14 protein-coding genes and 2 pseudogenes are annotated in these 15,155 nt (G+C 73.7%); 7 read left to right on the top strand and 9 right to left on the bottom strand.

The window, feature by feature from the left end; genetic code table 11:
• Window positions 1–121: 121 nt before the first annotated feature.
• The gene (locus ACTEI_RS30250; RefSeq protein WP_187645844.1) at window positions 122–577 is read right to left on the bottom strand and encodes a GNAT family N-acetyltransferase; all 456 of its coding nucleotides are present in this window, start codon (window positions 575–577) and stop codon (window positions 122–124) included.
• Between the two features lie 79 nt (window positions 578–656).
• Between ACTEI_RS30250 and ACTEI_RS30245 the strand changes: the two genes are divergently transcribed.
• Window positions 657–1,256: a potassium channel family protein gene (locus tag ACTEI_RS30245; RefSeq protein ID WP_122980753.1), complete on the top strand. Its 600-nt coding sequence runs from the start codon at window positions 657–659 to the stop codon at window positions 1,254–1,256.
• On the opposite strand, the gene ACTEI_RS30240 is transcribed toward ACTEI_RS30245, so the two are convergent.
• Both ACTEI_RS30240 and ACTEI_RS30235 read right to left on the bottom strand, forming a co-directional pair.
• Entirely contained in the window at window positions 1,216–2,745 is a 1,530-nt protein-coding gene (locus ACTEI_RS30240; protein WP_239082101.1) for an alpha/beta hydrolase, read from the bottom strand. The genes ACTEI_RS30245 and ACTEI_RS30240 overlap by 41 nt on opposite strands.
• Before the next feature lie 108 nt (window positions 2,746–2,853).
• Complete coding sequence (locus ACTEI_RS30235) at window positions 2,854–3,921, bottom strand: ATP-dependent DNA ligase (RefSeq protein WP_122980751.1); 1,068 nt, start codon at window positions 3,919–3,921, stop codon at window positions 2,854–2,856.
• 76 nt (window positions 3,922–3,997) lie between these two features.
• On the opposite strand from ACTEI_RS30235, the gene ACTEI_RS30230 reads away from it, so the two are divergent.
• Both ACTEI_RS30230 and ACTEI_RS30225 read left to right on the top strand, forming a co-directional pair.
• Window positions 3,998–4,846 (top strand): MerR family transcriptional regulator, encoded by an 849-nt coding sequence (locus ACTEI_RS30230; RefSeq protein ID WP_170206144.1) that lies wholly within the window; start codon window positions 3,998–4,000, stop codon window positions 4,844–4,846.
• 4 nt (window positions 4,847–4,850) lie between these two features.
• A complete protein-coding gene (locus ACTEI_RS30225) occupies window positions 4,851–5,744 on the top strand; it encodes a transglutaminase domain-containing protein (protein WP_122980750.1) in 894 nt (297 codons plus the stop codon).
• A 59-nt stretch (window positions 5,745–5,803) separates the two neighbouring features.
• Here ACTEI_RS30225 and ACTEI_RS30220 read toward each other — a convergent pair whose 3' ends face one another.
• Together ACTEI_RS30220 and ACTEI_RS30215 are read right to left on the bottom strand one after the other, a co-directional pair.
• Window positions 5,804–6,172 carry a DUF3037 domain-containing protein gene (locus ACTEI_RS30220; RefSeq protein ID WP_122980749.1) on the bottom strand — a complete coding sequence of 123 codons (369 nt, stop codon included), beginning with the start codon at window positions 6,170–6,172 and terminating at the stop codon, window positions 5,804–5,806.
• Window positions 6,169–6,891, bottom strand: coding sequence for a HipA family kinase (locus ACTEI_RS30215; protein ID WP_122980748.1), 723 nt, complete (start codon window positions 6,889–6,891; stop codon window positions 6,169–6,171). The genes ACTEI_RS30220 and ACTEI_RS30215 overlap by 4 nt, the downstream gene beginning before the upstream one ends.
• A gap of 622 nt (window positions 6,892–7,513) precedes the next feature.
• Between ACTEI_RS30215 and ACTEI_RS30205 the strand changes: the two are divergent.
• The 3 genes and pseudogenes from ACTEI_RS30205 to ACTEI_RS30195 all read left to right on the top strand — a co-directional run bounded on the left by ACTEI_RS30205 (window position 7,514) and on the right by ACTEI_RS30195 (window position 10,526).
• Window positions 7,514–8,396 (top strand): annotated as a pseudogene (locus tag ACTEI_RS30205) (hypothetical protein).
• A 76-nt stretch (window positions 8,397–8,472) separates the two neighbouring features.
• Window positions 8,473–9,960 (top strand): annotated as a pseudogene (locus tag ACTEI_RS30200) (methyltransferase family protein).
• Complete coding sequence (locus tag ACTEI_RS30195; RefSeq protein WP_307837867.1) at window positions 9,918–10,526, top strand: TetR family transcriptional regulator; 609 nt, start codon at window positions 9,918–9,920, stop codon at window positions 10,524–10,526. The pseudogene ACTEI_RS30200 and the gene ACTEI_RS30195 overlap by 43 nt, the downstream one beginning before the upstream one ends.
• A 16-nt stretch (window positions 10,527–10,542) precedes the next feature.
• Here ACTEI_RS30195 and ACTEI_RS30190 read toward each other — a convergent pair whose 3' ends face one another.
• Window positions 10,543–12,009 carry a deoxyguanosinetriphosphate triphosphohydrolase family protein gene (locus tag ACTEI_RS30190; protein WP_122980744.1) on the bottom strand — a complete coding sequence of 489 codons (1,467 nt, stop codon included), beginning with the start codon at window positions 12,007–12,009 and terminating at the stop codon, window positions 10,543–10,545.
• Between the two features lie 9 nt (window positions 12,010–12,018).
• Window positions 12,019–12,537, bottom strand: coding sequence for an LURP-one-related family protein (locus ACTEI_RS30185; protein ID WP_372443179.1), 519 nt, complete (start codon window positions 12,535–12,537; stop codon window positions 12,019–12,021).
• Window positions 12,538–12,685: 148 nt separating this feature from the next.
• Between ACTEI_RS30185 and ACTEI_RS30180 the strand changes: the two genes are divergently transcribed.
• Window positions 12,686–13,786, top strand: coding sequence for an MBL fold metallo-hydrolase (locus ACTEI_RS30180; protein WP_122980742.1), 1,101 nt, complete (start codon window positions 12,686–12,688; stop codon window positions 13,784–13,786).
• 131 nt (window positions 13,787–13,917) lie between these two features.
• Here ACTEI_RS30180 and ACTEI_RS30175 read toward each other — a convergent pair whose 3' ends face one another.
• Complete coding sequence (locus ACTEI_RS30175; protein ID WP_122980741.1) at window positions 13,918–14,805, bottom strand: diacylglycerol/lipid kinase family protein; 888 nt, start codon at window positions 14,803–14,805, stop codon at window positions 13,918–13,920.
• A gap of 129 nt (window positions 14,806–14,934) precedes the next feature.
• The gene (locus ACTEI_RS30170; protein ID WP_122980740.1) at window positions 14,935–15,138 is read right to left on the bottom strand and encodes a hypothetical protein; all 204 of its coding nucleotides are present in this window, start codon (window positions 15,136–15,138) and stop codon (window positions 14,935–14,937) included.
• Between the last annotated feature and the right edge of the window lie 17 nt (window positions 15,139–15,155).

The following is a 15,155-nucleotide window of genomic DNA, read 5'->3' as shown; positions in this document are numbered from 1 at the left end:
GACGCTCTCGTTCTCGCTGGTGCGGCTTGACGTCATCGTGGGCTGCGGCGGTTTGACGCTCCTGTTCTCGCTGGGGCGGCTTGACGCCATCGTGGGCCGGGGCGGCTTGCGGCCCTCGCTGTCACAGGGGCAGCTTCATGCCCTCGTGCGAGGCGGTGAAGCCGAGCCGCTCGTAGAAGCGGTGCGCGTCGGTGCGGCGCTTGTCCGTGGTCAGCTGAACCATCCGGCAGCCGCGCTCGCGGGCCCGCTCGATCGTCCAGCGCATCATCGCCGCGCCCAGTCCCCGGCCGCGCCGGTCGGAGCGGATCCGGACCGCCTCGACGAGCATCCGCAGCGCGCCGCCCCGGCTCAGACCCGGGATGTAGGTGAGCTGGCAGGTCCCGGCCACCACGCCGTCCTCGACCGCGACGATCAGCTCGTTGCGCGGGTCGGCGTCGATCGCCTCGAACGCCGCCCAGATCGCGTCGTCGATCTTCGCCGGAACCGTTCCGTATCCGCGCTCCCGGCTGATCGCGTCGTCGGCGAGCAGTTCCAGCACGGCGGGGACGTCGGCGCGGGTGGCGATCCGGAAATCCATGATCGCCAGTCTGGCAGTACTCTGCGGTCCGGCCGGTCGGGGGGCTGACGCGGCGCGGGCGCTCCGGCACGATGGCGACATGAATGTGCTGCTCAGGGTGCCGCGGGCGGCGTACCGCGGAGTGATCTGGCTGGCCAACTCACCGAGGACGCTGCTTGTGGCGTACCTGATCCTGATCGCCCTCTGCGGCGTGCTCTACTCCCACTTCGAGGGGCAGTCGCTCGGCGACTCGCTCTGGTGGGCGGTCGTCACCGCGTCCACGGTCGGTTACGGCGACATCTCGCCGGAGAGCTGGCCGGCCCGGATGCTGGCCGCCCTGCTCATCTCGGTGATGGTGCTCATGGTGATCCCGCTGATCACGGCGCAGTTCGCGAGCAAGCTGATCGTCGACCAGGACGCGTTCCGGCACGAGGAACAGGAGGAGCTCAAGGAGAACCTGCGCCGGGTCCGCCTGCTGCTGGAGGAGCTGGCCGAGCGCGAGGGTGTCACCGTACCCGGCGGCGCCACAGCGCGGGCCGCCGCCTCTGCCGCGCCGGCCGCCGCCTCTGCCGCGCCGGCCGCTGTCCCTGCCGCGCCGACCCCGGCTCCTGCCCCTGCTGCCGCGCCCTCCGCTGCCGCCCCTGCCGCGTCGGACGGCGTCACTTCGCTGGGCAGCGCAGGCCCTCCCGCGGCACCTTGAGGTCGATGAGGTAGCCGTCGACGGCTCGCACGACGCAGCTCGTCGACGGGTATGCCGTGTGGCCCTCGCCCTCCCAGGTCAGCACGCGTCCGGTGCCGAGCATGTTCGCCAGGTCGGCGGTGTTCTCATACGGCGTGGCCGGGTCACCGGTGGTGCCCACCACGACGATCGGCGGCGCGCCGTCCGCCTTGCCCGCCGGGTACGGGTCCCGCTCGCCCGGCCAGAACGTGCACGGCAGCATGCCCATCGCCAGCGGCGCCCCGAAGATCGGGTACTTCTTCCGCCACTCGGACTGCAACCGGCGCACCTCCTCGACGCTCGGCGCGTCGTCGGTGTCCGCGCAGTTCACCGCGAGGTTGGCGTCGAACAGGTTGGAGTAGCTGCCGTCCTGCTCGCGCTCGGCGTACTGGTCGGCGAGATCCATGATCCCCTTCGCGTCGCCGCCCTGCAGGTCGTCGATGGCCTCCGCCAGGCTGGTCCAGCCGGTCTCGGTGTAGAGCGACGAGATCAACCCGACGAAGATCCAGCCCGCCGTGGCCTGCCGGCCGTCGCGGTAGCGCACCGGGGAGGACTCGGCCTTGGCCATCGCGCCGGTCACCGCGCCGCGCGGATCCGCCGAGATCGGACACTTGGCGGCGTTCGCCTTGCACCACCTGGTGAAGTTGCTGAACGCCCGCTCGAAGCCCTTGGCCTGGCTCTCCGAGCCCTGCACGTAGCTCTCGGTCGGGTCCACCGCGCCGTCGAGCACCAGGGCCCGGACGTTGCGCGGGAACAGCTGAGCGTACGTCGCCCCGAGCAGGGTGCCGTAGGAGAAGCCCAGGTAGGTCAGCTTGCTGTCGCCGACCGCGGCGCGCAGCGCGTCCATGTCGCGCGCGGCCTGCTCGGTGGAGAAGTGCGGCAGCTGCTCGCCGTACTTCTGGCCGCAGGTGTCGGCGACCTTCCTGTTCAGCGCGACGACCTCGTCGAACTCGGCCTGGCTGACCGGGTCCGGATCGGCGGCGAAGGTGGCGTCCTGATCGGTGTCGCTGATGCACTTGACCGGGCTGGACCGGCTCACCCCGCGCGGGTCGAAGCCGACGACGTCGAAGCGGTCGGTGATCTCCTTGGGCAGACCGCCCAGGCCCGGCCCGAACGACAGGTAGACCGCGAGGTCGACGCCGGACCCGCCGGGACCGCCCGGGTTGAGCAGCAGCGAGCCGATCCGGTTCTTCTGACCGGCGGAGCGGACCCGGATCAGCGCGATGTCGTAGGTCTGGCCGCTGTCGGGCTCGGCCCAGTCCCGTGGCACCGCCACCGTGGCGCAGTCGTAGCTCATCCCCGGGGCGCCGCGACCGATGAGCTTCTCCGGCACGTCCGGACAGGGCGACCACTGCGCCGCCGTGCCGGGCGCCGAGCCGGATGCGGGTGTGCCGTCGCCGGGGGTGGCGGGCTGGTCGGCGCCCGCGGGCGCGAACGCCGGCAGGGTGCAGCCGCCGGTGGCCATGACCATCGCGGCGACAAGAGCGATGACCGAACGCGAGCGACGCGGCACGACGCGACCCTTTCGACTTCGGGGACCTTGCGCCACGAGGCTAGCCGGTCGGTACGACATCCGCCGTCAGCGGCTGGTCAGCACCTCGGCCAGGTCGAAGCGCACCGGGCGTTCCAGCTGTTCGTACGTGCAGGTGCGGGGCTCGCGGTCGGGCCGCCAGCGCTCGAACTGGGCGGTGTGCCGGAACCGGGGCCCCTCCATGTAGTCGTAACGGACCTCGACCACCCGCTCGGGGCGCAGCGGGGTGAACGACAGATCCTTGCCGGCGTTCCACCGGCTCACCTCATTCTTGCGCGGGGTACGCTCGCCCTGCTCGTGCGCGGCCCAGTTCCACGGATGCCCCTCGAAGCCGGTGACCAGCGGCTGCAACTGCTCGAACAGCTCCTCGCGGACCGCCATCGGGAACGAGCCGATCACCCCGACCGAGACCAGCACGTCCCGCTCGTCGTAGAGGCCGAGCAGCAGCGACCCGATCCGGTTCTCGGCCGACTTGTGCACCCGGTAGCCGGCCACCACGCAGTCCGCGGTGCGCTTGTGTTTGATCTTGGACATCACCCGCTTGTCCGGCTGGTAGGTCAGATCACGCCCCTTGGCGATCAGCCCGTCCAGCCCGGCGCCCTCGAACTCGTCGAACCAGCGCCGGGCGGTGGCGAGGTCGTCGGTGGCCGGAGTGACGTACACCGGAGGCCGGGCCTCGGCCAGCGCCCGCAGCAGGCGTTCCCGGCGCTGCCCGAAGGGCAGTTCGGTGAGGTCCTCGTCGCCGATCGCCAGCAGGTCGAAGGCGACGAAGCCGGCCGGGGTCTGCTCGGAGAGCAGCTTGACCCGGCTCGCCGCGGGGTGGATCCGCTGCTGCAGCGCCTCGAAGTCGAGGGTGTTGCGCCCGGTGTCGGCGACGATCACCTCGCCGTCGATCACCGACCGGTCCGGGAAGTTGGCCAGCACCGCGGCCACCACCTCGGGGAAGTAGCGCGTCATCGGCCTCTCGTTGCGGCTGCCGATCTCCACCTCGTCGCCGTCCCGGAAGATGATCGACCGGAAGCCGTCCCACTTGGGCTCGTAGATCTGTCCCGGCGGGATGTCGGCGACGGGCTTGGCGAGCATCGGCTTGACCGGTGGCATGATCGGCAGCTGCATCCGCTCAGTGTGCCGCTAAAACCGGCACGGGGAAGCCCTTTACTCTGCCCCTGGGGCAGACTCCAGGATCGGTCGCATGAGATCGCAGTCCGCGGGACCGCTCACGACCGGCCCGATGTCCATCGGGGAGTTCGCCCGGCTGTCCGGGCTCTCGATCAAGGCGCTCCGGCTCTACGACGTCTCCGGTCTGCTGCCGGCCGCCGAGGTCGACCCGATCACCGGCTATCGGCGCTACGCCGCCGCCCAGCTGAAGCGGGCCCGCCGGATCGGCGTGCTGCGCCGGATCGGCATGCCGCTCCCGGTGATCGGCGAGATGCTCGTGCTGTCCGACGCCGAGGCGGTCGGCCGGCTGGACCGTTGGTGGGCCGGGGAGGAGGCGGCCACGGCCGCCCGCCGCTCCGGCCACCTGTGGCTGCGGACCTCGCTGGCGCACGGTGACGAGCCGGAGCGGGACTACCCGGTGCGCGCGGTCCAGCGACCGCAGCGCAAGGTCGCCACCATCCGTACGGAGGTGGATCAGCAGGGCCTGGTTCCGGCGATCGGCGCGGCGCAGTGGTCGATCCGGGCCCATCTCGACCGGCACGGCGCCCGGCACACCCCGGAGCACTGGGTGATCTACCACGGTCTGGTCACCCCGGACACCGAGGCGGCGATCGAGGTCTGCGTGCCGTATTCCGGCTCCGCCGAACCGGGTCGCGACATCGCGCTGCGGATCGAGCCGGCGCAGTCGCTGGCGTGTGCGACGGTCCTGCGCGACGACTGCTTCTATCCCCGGATCACCGCCGCCTACCAGGCGGTGCACCGGCACCTGACCGCTGCCGGGCTGGTCGCCGCCGGCCTGCCCCGGGAGACCTACCTGGACCACTGGGACCGGCTCGCCGGCGATGCGCCGTTCGCCCACGTCGCCCAACCCGTCGAGGAGTGACGAGATGGACTACACCCGACAGACCCGATTCTCCGACCCGGGCCGGCACCACGACCGGCTCGCCGCGCTGCCCGCCGACCCGGCCGCCGTCGGCGCGGTGGTCCGCAACCTGACGGTGCACTATCGCGCTTCCGGCATCGACTTCCCGCCGGACCGGCTGGCCGACATCGACGCCCGCTGGGCGCACCGGATGCTCGACCTCGACCGGGAGCGATTCGGTGACGTGCCGTTCGACGTGCCACGCCCGGCCGAGCAGCGGGTGGTCGGCTGCTGCCGCGACTCGGCGCTGCTCACCGTGGCGGCGCTACGGTCCGGCGGGATCGCCGCCCGCAGCCGGGTCGGCTTCGCCGGCTACCTGACGCCCGGCTACCACGTGGACCACGTGATCGTGGAATACCACGACGGCGTCCGGTGGATCGCCACGGACACCGGGGTGGATCCGGCCGCGGACTGGCCGGTCGACGTGACCGACGTGCCGCTCGGCCCGGTCGGCCTGCACACCGCCGCGCAGGCCTGGCAGGCGCTGCGCCGCGGTGAGCTCGACCCGTGGGCGTACGGCACCGGCCCCGGCGAGCCGATCGGCGGACCGTGGATGATCCGGTACTACCTCGCCGTGGAACTGGCTCACCGTCTGGGCGACGAGTTGCTGCTCTGGGACCTCTTCGGCGAGGCCGCCGAGTACGCCGATCGTGACTGGGCCGACCTTCCCGCCGAGATGCCCGGCGACCTGTCCCACCTGGACGAGACCGCCGGCCTCCTGGTCGCGGCGGACGCCGGCGACCACGCGGCCGAGCGCGAACTGGGCGCGCGATATGCCGGCGACGCCCGCCTGCGTCCCGGACCGTCCGTCCGGTGCGTCTCCCCGCGGGGCGCTCACTACCAGGTGCGCCTGTGCTGACCCGGGCTTCCCGACGTCAGCCGTGGGAAACGGCGCCGCGATGCGGTCGGGGTGCGGGCTCAGCGGACCAGCAGGCCGACAAGCCTTTCCAGCTCGGCCGCCGGGTCCGTGGCCAGGCCCATGTGGACCGGGCCGGCCCGCAGGACGGTGCTGCGCGGGGCAACGAGCCACCGGAAGCGCTCACCCAGCTTCATCCCGGCCGACGCGCCACCGCCGGTGCACGTGGCCTCCCAGGAGTCCAGCGCGGCCCGGACCGCCGGCACATCCGCGGACGGATCCAGCGCGAGCAGGCGGGATTCGTCCAGGTGGGTGCGGGCGGCCAGGAAGTCGTGACGCTGGCAGTACAACAGCACGCCGACGTTGATCAGCTCGCCGCGTTCGATGCGGGGCACGGCCTGGATGACGGCGTACTCGTAGGGCACCCTCATGGCAGCCACGCCTCCGGCTGCGCGGCCCGGCCGGCGAGATGGTCGAGATAGGCGTTGCGGTCGCCGTCGTCCAGCCAGTCCTCCGGGACCAGCGCGACCACCTCGGCGAGCAGGTCGGGCGTGATCCGGGCGGCCAGGGCCGGGCCCTCGGTCGAGAGCTGGGTGGCGTACGGCTTCAGCACGTGATCGTCCCAGCGGTACGCGCGGTGCCGCACGCTCTGCGCCCGCGCCCAGTTGTGGTGGAAGTAGAGCGTGGCGCCGTGGTCGATCAGCCACAGGTCGCCGTGCCAGACCAGCAGGTTCGGGTTGCGCCAGCTGCGGTCCACGTTCTCCACGAACGCGTCGAAGGCCAGCACCCGGCTGGCCAGCGCGGCCTCGACCGGATGCGCGTTCGGGTCGTAGCCCAGCGCGCCCGGCAGGAAGTCCATCCCCAGGTTGCCGCCGGCGCTCGCCTTGATCAGCTCCTGGACCTCCTCGTCCGGCTCGGCCCGGGCCACGACCGGGTCCAGCTCGACCCGGGCCAGCTCCGGCACCGGCAGACCGAGGCGGCGCGCCAGCTCACCGGCGATCACCTCGGCGACCAGGGCCTTGGACCCCTGTCCGGCGCCGCGGAACTTGACCACGTACGTACCGAGATCGTCGGCCTCGACGACACCCGGCAGCGAGCCGCCCTCCCGCAGCGGGGTGACATACCGGATGGCGGTGACTTCGCGCAGCACCCGACCACCCTAGTCGGGCCCGGGCCGCGCCGGTTGCCCGGACCCGCGCCCCCGTACGGCCGCCGGAGAGCCTGGCCGGTGCGGTGCGGTGCGGTGCGGTGCGGTGCGGTGCGGTGCGGTGCGGTGCGGTGCGGTGCGGTGCGGTGCGGTGCGGCGCGGCGCGGTGCGGGGGCGGTGCGGCGCGGTGCGGTGCGGTGCGGGGGCGGCGCGGTGCGGTGCGGCGCGGTGCGGTGCGGTGCGGTGCGGGGGCGGCGCGGTGCGGTGCGGCGCGGTGCGGCGCGGCGCGGTGCGGTGCGGCGCGGTGCGGCGCGGTGCGGGGGCGGCGCGGTGCGGTGCGGGGCGGTGCGGTGCGGTGCGGGGGCGGCGCGGTGCGGGGGCGGGGCGGCGCGAGGTGGGCCGGCCGGGCCGTGGTGCGGGCCGGCCGGGGGGGATCAGGGGGTGGGCGGGCCCCGGCGCCGAAGTGCGTCCACCCTGATCGGTCCGTGAGTCCGGCGCCGGCTGCGGGTGTGGCCGCCGTGGCCACACTCCGAGGCCCACTTGAGCGAATGCTCAAATCAACCTACGCTGCTCTTGAGCGGTCGCTCAAGACGGGGGGTGGCCGCTCCCGACGGGGGGAGCAGTGATGAACGGCAGAGGCATCCGGCCGGCGAACCGCTGGTTGGCCGGGCTGATCGGGGTCTTCGGCGTGATCTGCTTCGTGATCACGGTGCGGTCCGGGCGGGCGGACAGCGCGATGTTGTTCGTGGCGTTCCCGATCGCGCTGGCGATCGGGCTGGCCCTGGCCCCGGGGCGCACCCACGCACGGCCGGGTGTTCCAGCTGACCACCATCGCCCTGCTGCTGGCGGCGGTGGCGCTGCACGAGGGGGCGATCTGCGTGCTGCTCGCCGCGCCGCTGGTCTACGCGGTGGCCCACGCGGTCACCGGGCTGGTGCGGCTGGCGCAGCGTGGCGGCCGGTACGGTCTGGCCGTGCTGCCGCTGCCGTTGCTGCTGGTGGGCAGCGCGGAGGGGGCCGGCCCGGACTTCCGGGTGCACCCGGACCAGTCGGTCGAGGTGACCCGCGTGGTGGCGCTGGCCCCGGCCGAGGTGCGCGCCCGGCTGGCGGCCGGCCCGCATCCGGTGGCCGTCCGGTCGGCGCCGCTGCGGCTGCTCCGCGTGCCGGTGCCGCAGCATGTGCACGGCGCCGGCCTCGCCCCGGGGGACCGCTGGACGTTCGCCTATCACGGCAGCTCGCACGGCCCGGGCGGGGAGATCGTCACCGAGGTCCGCAACGCCGGGCCGGCCGCGATCACCTTCGCGGTCGTGGCGGACACCTCGATCACGCATCGCTGGGTGGGCATGCGCGACGCCACGCTGAGCTGGCGTGCCACCGGGGGCGGGACCGCGGTCACGCTGCGGGTCGACTACCGGCGCGGCCTCGATCCGTCCTGGTATTTCGGGCCGCTCCAGGACGGTTTCATGCACGCCGGAGCCGGCCACCTCCTGGACATGCTGTCGCTGCGATGAACCGGCCCGCGAGGTCCGCGCGGCGCGCCACGGCCGCCGCACCGGACGGCTTTCCGAGGTACGCGCGGAGCCGGCCATGATCGTGGCTCGTTACCTGGCCCTGCTCCTGCCGGTCGCCGCCGTCCTGGCCGCCGACCGCCTCCGCGAGCGCGGCGCCGGCCGGGATCGCAACCGGAGGGCCGGATGCGGCGCCGGCCGGGATCGCGACCGGAGGGCCGGATGCGGCGCCGGCCGGGATCGCGACCGGAGGGCCGGATGCAGCGCCGGTCGGGACCGCGACCGGGTCACCGCCGCTCCGGTGGCCGGCCGGGATCGCGACCGGGCCGGCGCCTTCCTGGCGTTCCTCGCCGCCGCCGTCGGCGTCGCGGCCCTGCACGAGGTCGCCATCCGGGCTGGTTGGCACTCGTTCGCCGGAGTGGACGGGGCCTACCACGGCATGCCGGTGGACCTGTGGCTCGGCTGGGCCGCGCTGTGGGGCGCGGTCCCGGTCCTGCTGCGCCGCCTCGTGCCGGTCCCGGTCGCGCTGGGTCTGCTGCTCTGGATCGACATGGTGGCGATGCCGTCGCTGGACCCGTTGGTCCGGTTGGGCCCGCACTGGCTGCACGGCGAGCTGCTCGGGCTGGCCGCCGTCGCGCTCCCGGCGCAGCTTCTCGGCCGCTGGACCGCCACCGGCCGCCACCTGGCCGCCCGGGTGCTGTTGCAGATGGCCGTCTTCACCGGCCTGGTGCTCTGGCTGATCCCGTCCGTGGCGTTCACGCTCGGTGACGGTGGCTGGGAGCACCTGCTCGACCTGTCCGGTTCGGCGCGGGTGGTGGCGGCCCAGGCCGGGATGGCGGCGGCGGTTCCGGCGCTGGCGGCCGTCCGCGAGTTCGCGGTCCGGGGCGGCGGCACGCCGTTCCCGTGGGACCCGCCGGAGCGCCTGGTCACCACCGGCCCGTACGCCTACGTCGCCAACCCGATGCAGCTCAGCACGGTGCTGCTGGTGGGCCTGCTGGCCGCTGCCACGCACAGCCTCACGCTGGCCGCCGTGGTGCTCGGCACGGTCGCCTTCGCGGCCGGGATCGCCGCCCCGCACGAGCAGGCCGACCTGCGCGAGCGGCACGGGGCGGCATGGCTGGCGTACCGGCGGCAGGTCCACGACTGGCGGCCCCGGGCCCGGCCGTACCCCGCCGAGCCGGCCCGGCTGTGGCTCGACGACGACTGCGGTCCGTGCGCGGGCACCCGGGACATGCTCGCGCGGCGCTCGCCCGTACGGTTGAGGATCGTGCCCGCCGCGACCCACCCGGCCACCCTCCGGCGCGCCCGGTACGAGGCCGCCGACGGGTACACCGCGTCCGGGGTGGCCGCCGTCGCGTCCGCGTTCGATCACCTCGGGCTCGGATGGGCGTACGCCGGATGGTTCCTGCGCCTGCCGGTGGTGAACCAGCTGGCGCAACTGATCACCGACGCCCAGATTGCACCCCCGCACCCGGCGGAAGGACCCAGGTGAACGACCCGAAGAAGAGCGACACCAAGCAGCGCCTGCTCGACGGCGCGCTCGTGGCCCTGCGCGAGCACGGCGTGACCGGCGCGTCGGCCCGCACCGTCGCCGCCGCGGCCGGGGTCAACCAGGCGCTGGTCTTCTACCACTTCGGGTCGGTCGACGAGCTGCTCGGCGCCGCCTGCCGGCAGGCCACCGACCGGCGGGTGGCGTTCTACGCCGGCCGCTTCGCCGCGGTCACCTCGCTGCGCGAGCTGCTGCAGGTGGGCCGCGACCTGCACGTCATCGAGCTGGCCGAGGGCAACGTCTCGGTGCTGGCCCAGATGCTCGCCGCGGCGCAGAACAACGAGCGGCTGGCCGAGCCGATCCGGGCGGCGTTCCAGGTGTGGACCGACGAGATCGAGACGGTGCTGCGGCGGCTGCTCGCCGGTTCGCCGATCGCGGAGGTCGCCGACCTGCCCGGGCTGGCCCGGGCGATCTCCTCGGCCTTCGTCGGCCTGGAACTCTACGAGGGCATCGACGCGGCGGGCGGGCGCCGCGCCCTGGACGCCCTCGACCAGCTCGCGGTGCTGGTCGAGGTGGTCGACGAGATGGGGCCGCTGGCCACCCGCCTGCTGCGCTCCCGGATCCGCAGGAGCGGCCGGGGCTGACGCGGCCCCCGGCCGGTCAGAGCACGAACGCGTCGGTCCACAGCTGCCGGGAGCGCCCGGACAGCGCCTCCATCAGCCCGACCGCCTGCCCGTCGGTCAGCCCGGCCACGAAGTCGATCACCGCGCGCCCGCGCGCCCGGCTGTGCCGCTCCGGGGTGCCCTGCGGGAGCTCCGCGTCGGCGAGCTCGACCAGGTCCCGCAGCCGTCGCGGCAGCCGGTCCTCCTCGTCCGGGTCGGTCAGCCAGGCCAGCAGCGCCTCCACCAGGCCGGCCAGCAGGCGGCCCTGACCGCGCTGATGCAGCGCGAGGTCCGGCCGGGCCAGCACGAACCGATTCTGTACGAACTTGAGCACCTGGACCTCGTGCCACTGCGCCACGGCCAGCTGGGCGTGCCCGCTGCGGATCGCCGCCTGCTCGGTCAGCCGCACCGAGTCGACCAGCCGCCGGGTCCAGGTCGCCGCGAACGCCGCCACCCGCGCCTCGGCCGCCACCGAGCCGTCGAACGGCTGGGCCAGCAGCCCGTCCACCAGCTCGGCACGCACCAGCTCGACCGCGTCGGCGAACGCGTCGTCGTCGGCGATCCAGCCGTCCTTGCGGTGCAGGCTGCGGCGCAGCGACTCGATCGCGCCGCCGGCCCGCTTCAGATCGGTCGCGGTGCCCCAGCGCTGCCAGGCCATCAGCTCGGTGGCCACCGCGCCCTGCTGCAACACCCCGACCCGGTGCACGTCCTCCAGGTCGTGGATGGCGTACGCGATGTCGTCGGCCGCGTCCATCACCGAGGCCTCGACGGTCTGCTGCCAGTCCGCGACCCGCCCGGCGAACGGCGCGCGCGCCGCCCGCATGTCGGGGACCTCGGTGGAGTACGCCCCGAACTTCGCCGAGCCGCCGTCCGGATCCTCCGGGTGGGCGGCCGCCCCGCGCGGCGGCGGGTCCATGAACCGCGGGTGCGGCTGCGGATGCCCGTGCCGGGTCCACGGGTACTTCAGGATCGCGGCGCGGGTGGCGTTGGTCAGGTTGAGCCCGATGGTGGCCTGCCCGCGGATCTCGGTGCTGGTCACGATCCGGTACGACTGGGCGTTGCCCTCGAACCCGTCGCGCAGCCCGAGCCGGTGCCGGGCCAGCCGGTCCAGCACCCGCTCGCCGAGGTGGCCGAACGGCGGGTGCCCCAGGTCGTGGGCGAGCGCCGCGGCCTCCACCACGTCCGGGTCGCAGCCGCCCAGCTTCTCCGCCAGGTCGGGCTCACCGGTCTGGATCCGCTCGGCGATGGCCCGGGCCACCTGGGCGACCTTGAGGCTGTGGGTGAGCCGGTTGTGCACCAGCAGTCCGGCCCCGCCGGGGCTGATCACCTGGGTGACCCCGGCGAGGCGGGCGAAGAAGGGGGAGGCGACGATCCGGTCCCGGTCCACCCGGAACGGGCTGAAAGCTAGGTCACCGGGGGCGACCGTGCTGTCGCCGAAGAGTCGCTGGGCGCGGGGATCGTCCATCCCCGGAGGCTACCGGGCCTGCAGAGCGTCCAGCGCCACGGCCATCGCCACGACCAGCCGGCGGTCCAGGTTGGGGTCCTGGATGGTGACGGTGTAGCGGTCGCGCAGCCCCCACTTGCGTTCCACCGAGAAGACCACGTGGCCGTTGACCTCGAAGTCGAAGTGGTACGGCAGCCACGACAGGTAGTCCACGAACCGCCGCAGCAGGGCCACGAACAGGTTGCGCTCCTGGCCGACGGCCTCGTAGTAGCCGGGCTGTTCGAGCACCCAGGTGGACCGCAGCAGCGAGGCGCCGAACTTCTTGCGGAACAGGCCGATCGGGTTGCCGGCCGCGTCGAACACGTCGTAGGTGGCGCCCAGGTCGATCACCTGGCGGGCCTTGAAGCCCAGCACCGGCACCTGCTTGGTGTCATCGGTGTAGAGGGTGACCTGTTCCTTGAACGCCAGCCGCTTCTGCTGGGCGAAGGCGAGGACACCGGCCTCCTGGCCGTCCGGGGTGACCCCGTGCACCTCGTACTGATTGACCATCAAACGGACGCGCTGACGCACGATGAGCTGGTGTTGTGCCTGGAGAATATCGATCGTCACGGCGGCAGTGTGTCATACGCGTCACTTGCTGAGCGCAGTCTCAGGGCGGCGGTGGGCGTGACGGGCCCCATCGGGTCAGACTAAGCGCATGGCGAAGCGTGTGCGTACCCGTACGGTGATGGCTCTGGCGCTCGGCGCCGCGGCGGTCTGGGCCGTTCGCGACCTGCCCGCGCAGCTCGGTGCGAAGGCGCGCGGAGCGCGGCGGGCCCGGATCGAGGCATCCCCGCAGTTCTCCGGTGGAAAGTTCCGCAACACCGTGCCGGCCACCGAGGTGCCCGCCGCGTCGATGCCCCGGCTGCTCGTCGCCGCGGCCACCGGCCGCGAGGCGCGCCGGCCGCACCTGCCGGTCCCGGTGGTCGACCCCGGCCCGGCGCCCGCCGACGGCCTGCACGTCACGTGGTACGGCCACTCCTCCGCCCTGGTCGAGATCGAGGGCCGCCGGGTGCTGCTGGACCCGGTCTGGAGCGAGCGCTGCTCCCCGTCCCGCCTGACCGGCCCGCGCCGCCTGCACGAGCCGCCGGCGCCGCTGCGCGAGCTGCCCCCGCTGGACGCGATCCTGATCTCCCACGACCACTACGACCACCTCGACATGGCCAGCGTCCAGACCCTGGTCGACCTGCAGGCCGCGCCGTTCGTGGTGCCGCTCGGGGTGGGCGCGCACCTGGAGCGCTGGGGTGTGCCGGAGACCCGGATCATCGAGCTGGACTGGCACGAGTCGCACCGGATCGGCGCCCTGGAGCTGGTCGCCACCCCGGCGCGGCACTTCTCCGGCCGCGGCCTCGACCGCGACGAGACCCTCTGGGCCAGCTGGGTGATCAAGGGGCCGACCCGGCGCGCGTTCTACTCCGGCGACACGGGGTACTTCCCGGGCTTCGCCGCGATCGGCGAGCAGCACGGCCCGTTCGACGTCACGCTGGTGCAGGTCGGGGCGTACGGCGACGCCTGGCCGGACATCCACATGGTCCCGGAGGACGGCGTCTCGGTCCACGTCGACGTCCGTGGCGGCCTGATGATCCCGGTGCACTGGGCGACGTTCAATCTGGCCCTGCACGAGTGGTCGGAACCGGCCGACCGCACCTGGCGCGAGGCCAAGGCGCGCGGTGTGCGGCTGGCCATCCCGCGCCCGGGCGAGCGTGTGGACGTCGACAACCCGCCGCCGGTCGACGGCTGGTGGCAGCAGGTCGTCTGATCGTCCGGACCCGGCGCGGGCGACCGGCGCACGCGCGGCGGCCGTCCGGACCCGGCGCGGGGCGACCGGCGCACGCGCGGCGGCCCCCGGTCGCCGGTGCGCACCGTGCCGCCGCCGGTCCGTCGCGCGGGTCAGGCGGCGGGGACGCAGACCTCGACCGCGCCCGGGACCACCGAGGCGGTGAAGCGCTTGGTGCGGGCCCGGGCGCCGCCGTCCAGCTCGTACTCCAGTTTCGACTCCAGTTTGACCTCGACCTTGCGCGCGCGTGTGGTGCGCACGAACGGCGAGCTGTCCGACCGCCGCACCGCCATCGTGCCCAGTGCCCGGGCCCACTGCAGCGCGCCCTGCGCGGTCGCCACCCCGACGTCCAGCCAGCCGTCGTCGGGCACGGCGTCGTCGAACGCCCGGATCCCGCCGGTGATCGTGCCGACGTTCCCGATCAGCACGCAGCTCGCCGCGTCGTCGAACCAGGTCGTGCCGTCCACCTTGATCCTCGTGCGCGGCGCCTCGCCGCCGACGTGGCGGATGCCGGTCCAGACGTAGGCGAGCTTGCCCAGCCGGTCCTTCAGGTCGCCGTCGGCGTCTTTGATCATCGCGCCGTCGAAGCCGACCCCGGCCATCACCGCGAAGTGCTCGCCGTTGAGCCGGCCCAGGTCCAGGCGCCGCCGGGGGCCGGTGAACGCGATCTCCACGGCCTTCGCCAGGTCGGTGGGGATGCCCAGGTTGCCGGCGAGCAGGTTGCCGGTGCCGGCCGGCATGATCGCGACCGGCACCCGGGAGCCGGCGACCACGTCCAGGGCGCGCTGCACCATGCCGTCACCGCCCCAGACCACGAGCAGGTCCGGATCCTTGGCCAGCGCCTTGCGGATCTCCTTCGGCGCCTTACGGCTCTTCGGCACCTCGTACCAGAGCAGCTTCTTGATGTCCCGGTCGGTGAGCCGGCGGCGCAGCTCGTCGAGTCCGCCACCGAGGGTCTTGCGCTGATGGGCGACGACGGCGATCGTGCGGGGGGTTCGCATGTCGCCGCCGTTACCCGGCGCCCGGACCCGCCCAAACGTCGGAACGTCCCCGCGTCACGTGACCGGAGCGGGGCAACCGAGCGTACGGACGCCCCCGCGACGCGGGGACGTCCGTACGTCGGGGCCGGGTCAGCGGAAGCTGAAGCGGCGTCGCTGCGGCTTCTTGCGCCCGAAGGTGGACTGCACCGTGTCGGCGCCCTGGCGCAGCAGGCGGGTGGCCCGGCTCGGCCCGCGGCGTTTCTCCATGGCCTCGCTGAGCTTGCGGGCGCCGGCCGCACCGAGCGGCACGACGATGGCGGTGAAAATCATGCGGCGCAGAAATGTCCAGATCATGCCTGACGTGTACCCAC

Origin of the sequence: Actinoplanes teichomyceticus ATCC 31121 (assembly GCF_003711105.1) — a bacterium.
Lineage (GTDB): Bacteria > Actinomycetota > Actinomycetes > Mycobacteriales > Micromonosporaceae > Actinoplanes > Actinoplanes teichomyceticus.
This window is presented reverse-complemented; position numbering and strand designations above follow the sequence as displayed.

Bases quoted from the DNA above. Each gene is read 5' to 3' on its own strand.
- ACTEI_RS30250 (WP_187645844.1), bottom strand. From the start codon at position 577: ATGGATTTCCGGATCGCCACCCGCGCCGACGTCCCCGCCGTGCTGGAA.
- ACTEI_RS30245 (WP_122980753.1), top strand. From the start codon at position 657: ATGAATGTGCTGCTCAGGGTGCCGCGGGCGGCGTACCGCGGAGTGATC.
- ACTEI_RS30240 (WP_239082101.1), bottom strand. From the start codon at position 2,745: ATGGTCATGGCCACCGGCGGCTGCACCCTGCCGGCGTTCGCGCCCGCG.
- ACTEI_RS30235 (WP_122980751.1), bottom strand. From the start codon at position 3,921: ATGCAGCTGCCGATCATGCCACCGGTCAAGCCGATGCTCGCCAAGCCC.
- ACTEI_RS30230 (WP_170206144.1), top strand. From the start codon at position 3,998: ATGAGATCGCAGTCCGCGGGACCGCTCACGACCGGCCCGATGTCCATC.
- ACTEI_RS30225 (WP_122980750.1), top strand. From the start codon at position 4,851: ATGGACTACACCCGACAGACCCGATTCTCCGACCCGGGCCGGCACCAC.
- ACTEI_RS30220 (WP_122980749.1), bottom strand. From the start codon at position 6,172: ATGAGGGTGCCCTACGAGTACGCCGTCATCCAGGCCGTGCCCCGCATC.
- ACTEI_RS30190 (WP_122980744.1), bottom strand. From the start codon at position 12,009: ATGGACGATCCCCGCGCCCAGCGACTCTTCGGCGACAGCACGGTCGCC.
- ACTEI_RS30185 (WP_372443179.1), bottom strand. From the start codon at position 12,537: ATGGTCAATCAGTACGAGGTGCACGGGGTCACCCCGGACGGCCAGGAG.
- ACTEI_RS30180 (WP_122980742.1), top strand. From the start codon at position 12,686: ATGGCGAAGCGTGTGCGTACCCGTACGGTGATGGCTCTGGCGCTCGGC.
- ACTEI_RS30175 (WP_122980741.1), bottom strand. From the start codon at position 14,805: ATGCGAACCCCCCGCACGATCGCCGTCGTCGCCCATCAGCGCAAGACC.
- ACTEI_RS30170 (WP_122980740.1), bottom strand. From the start codon at position 15,138: ATGATCTGGACATTTCTGCGCCGCATGATTTTCACCGCCATCGTCGTG.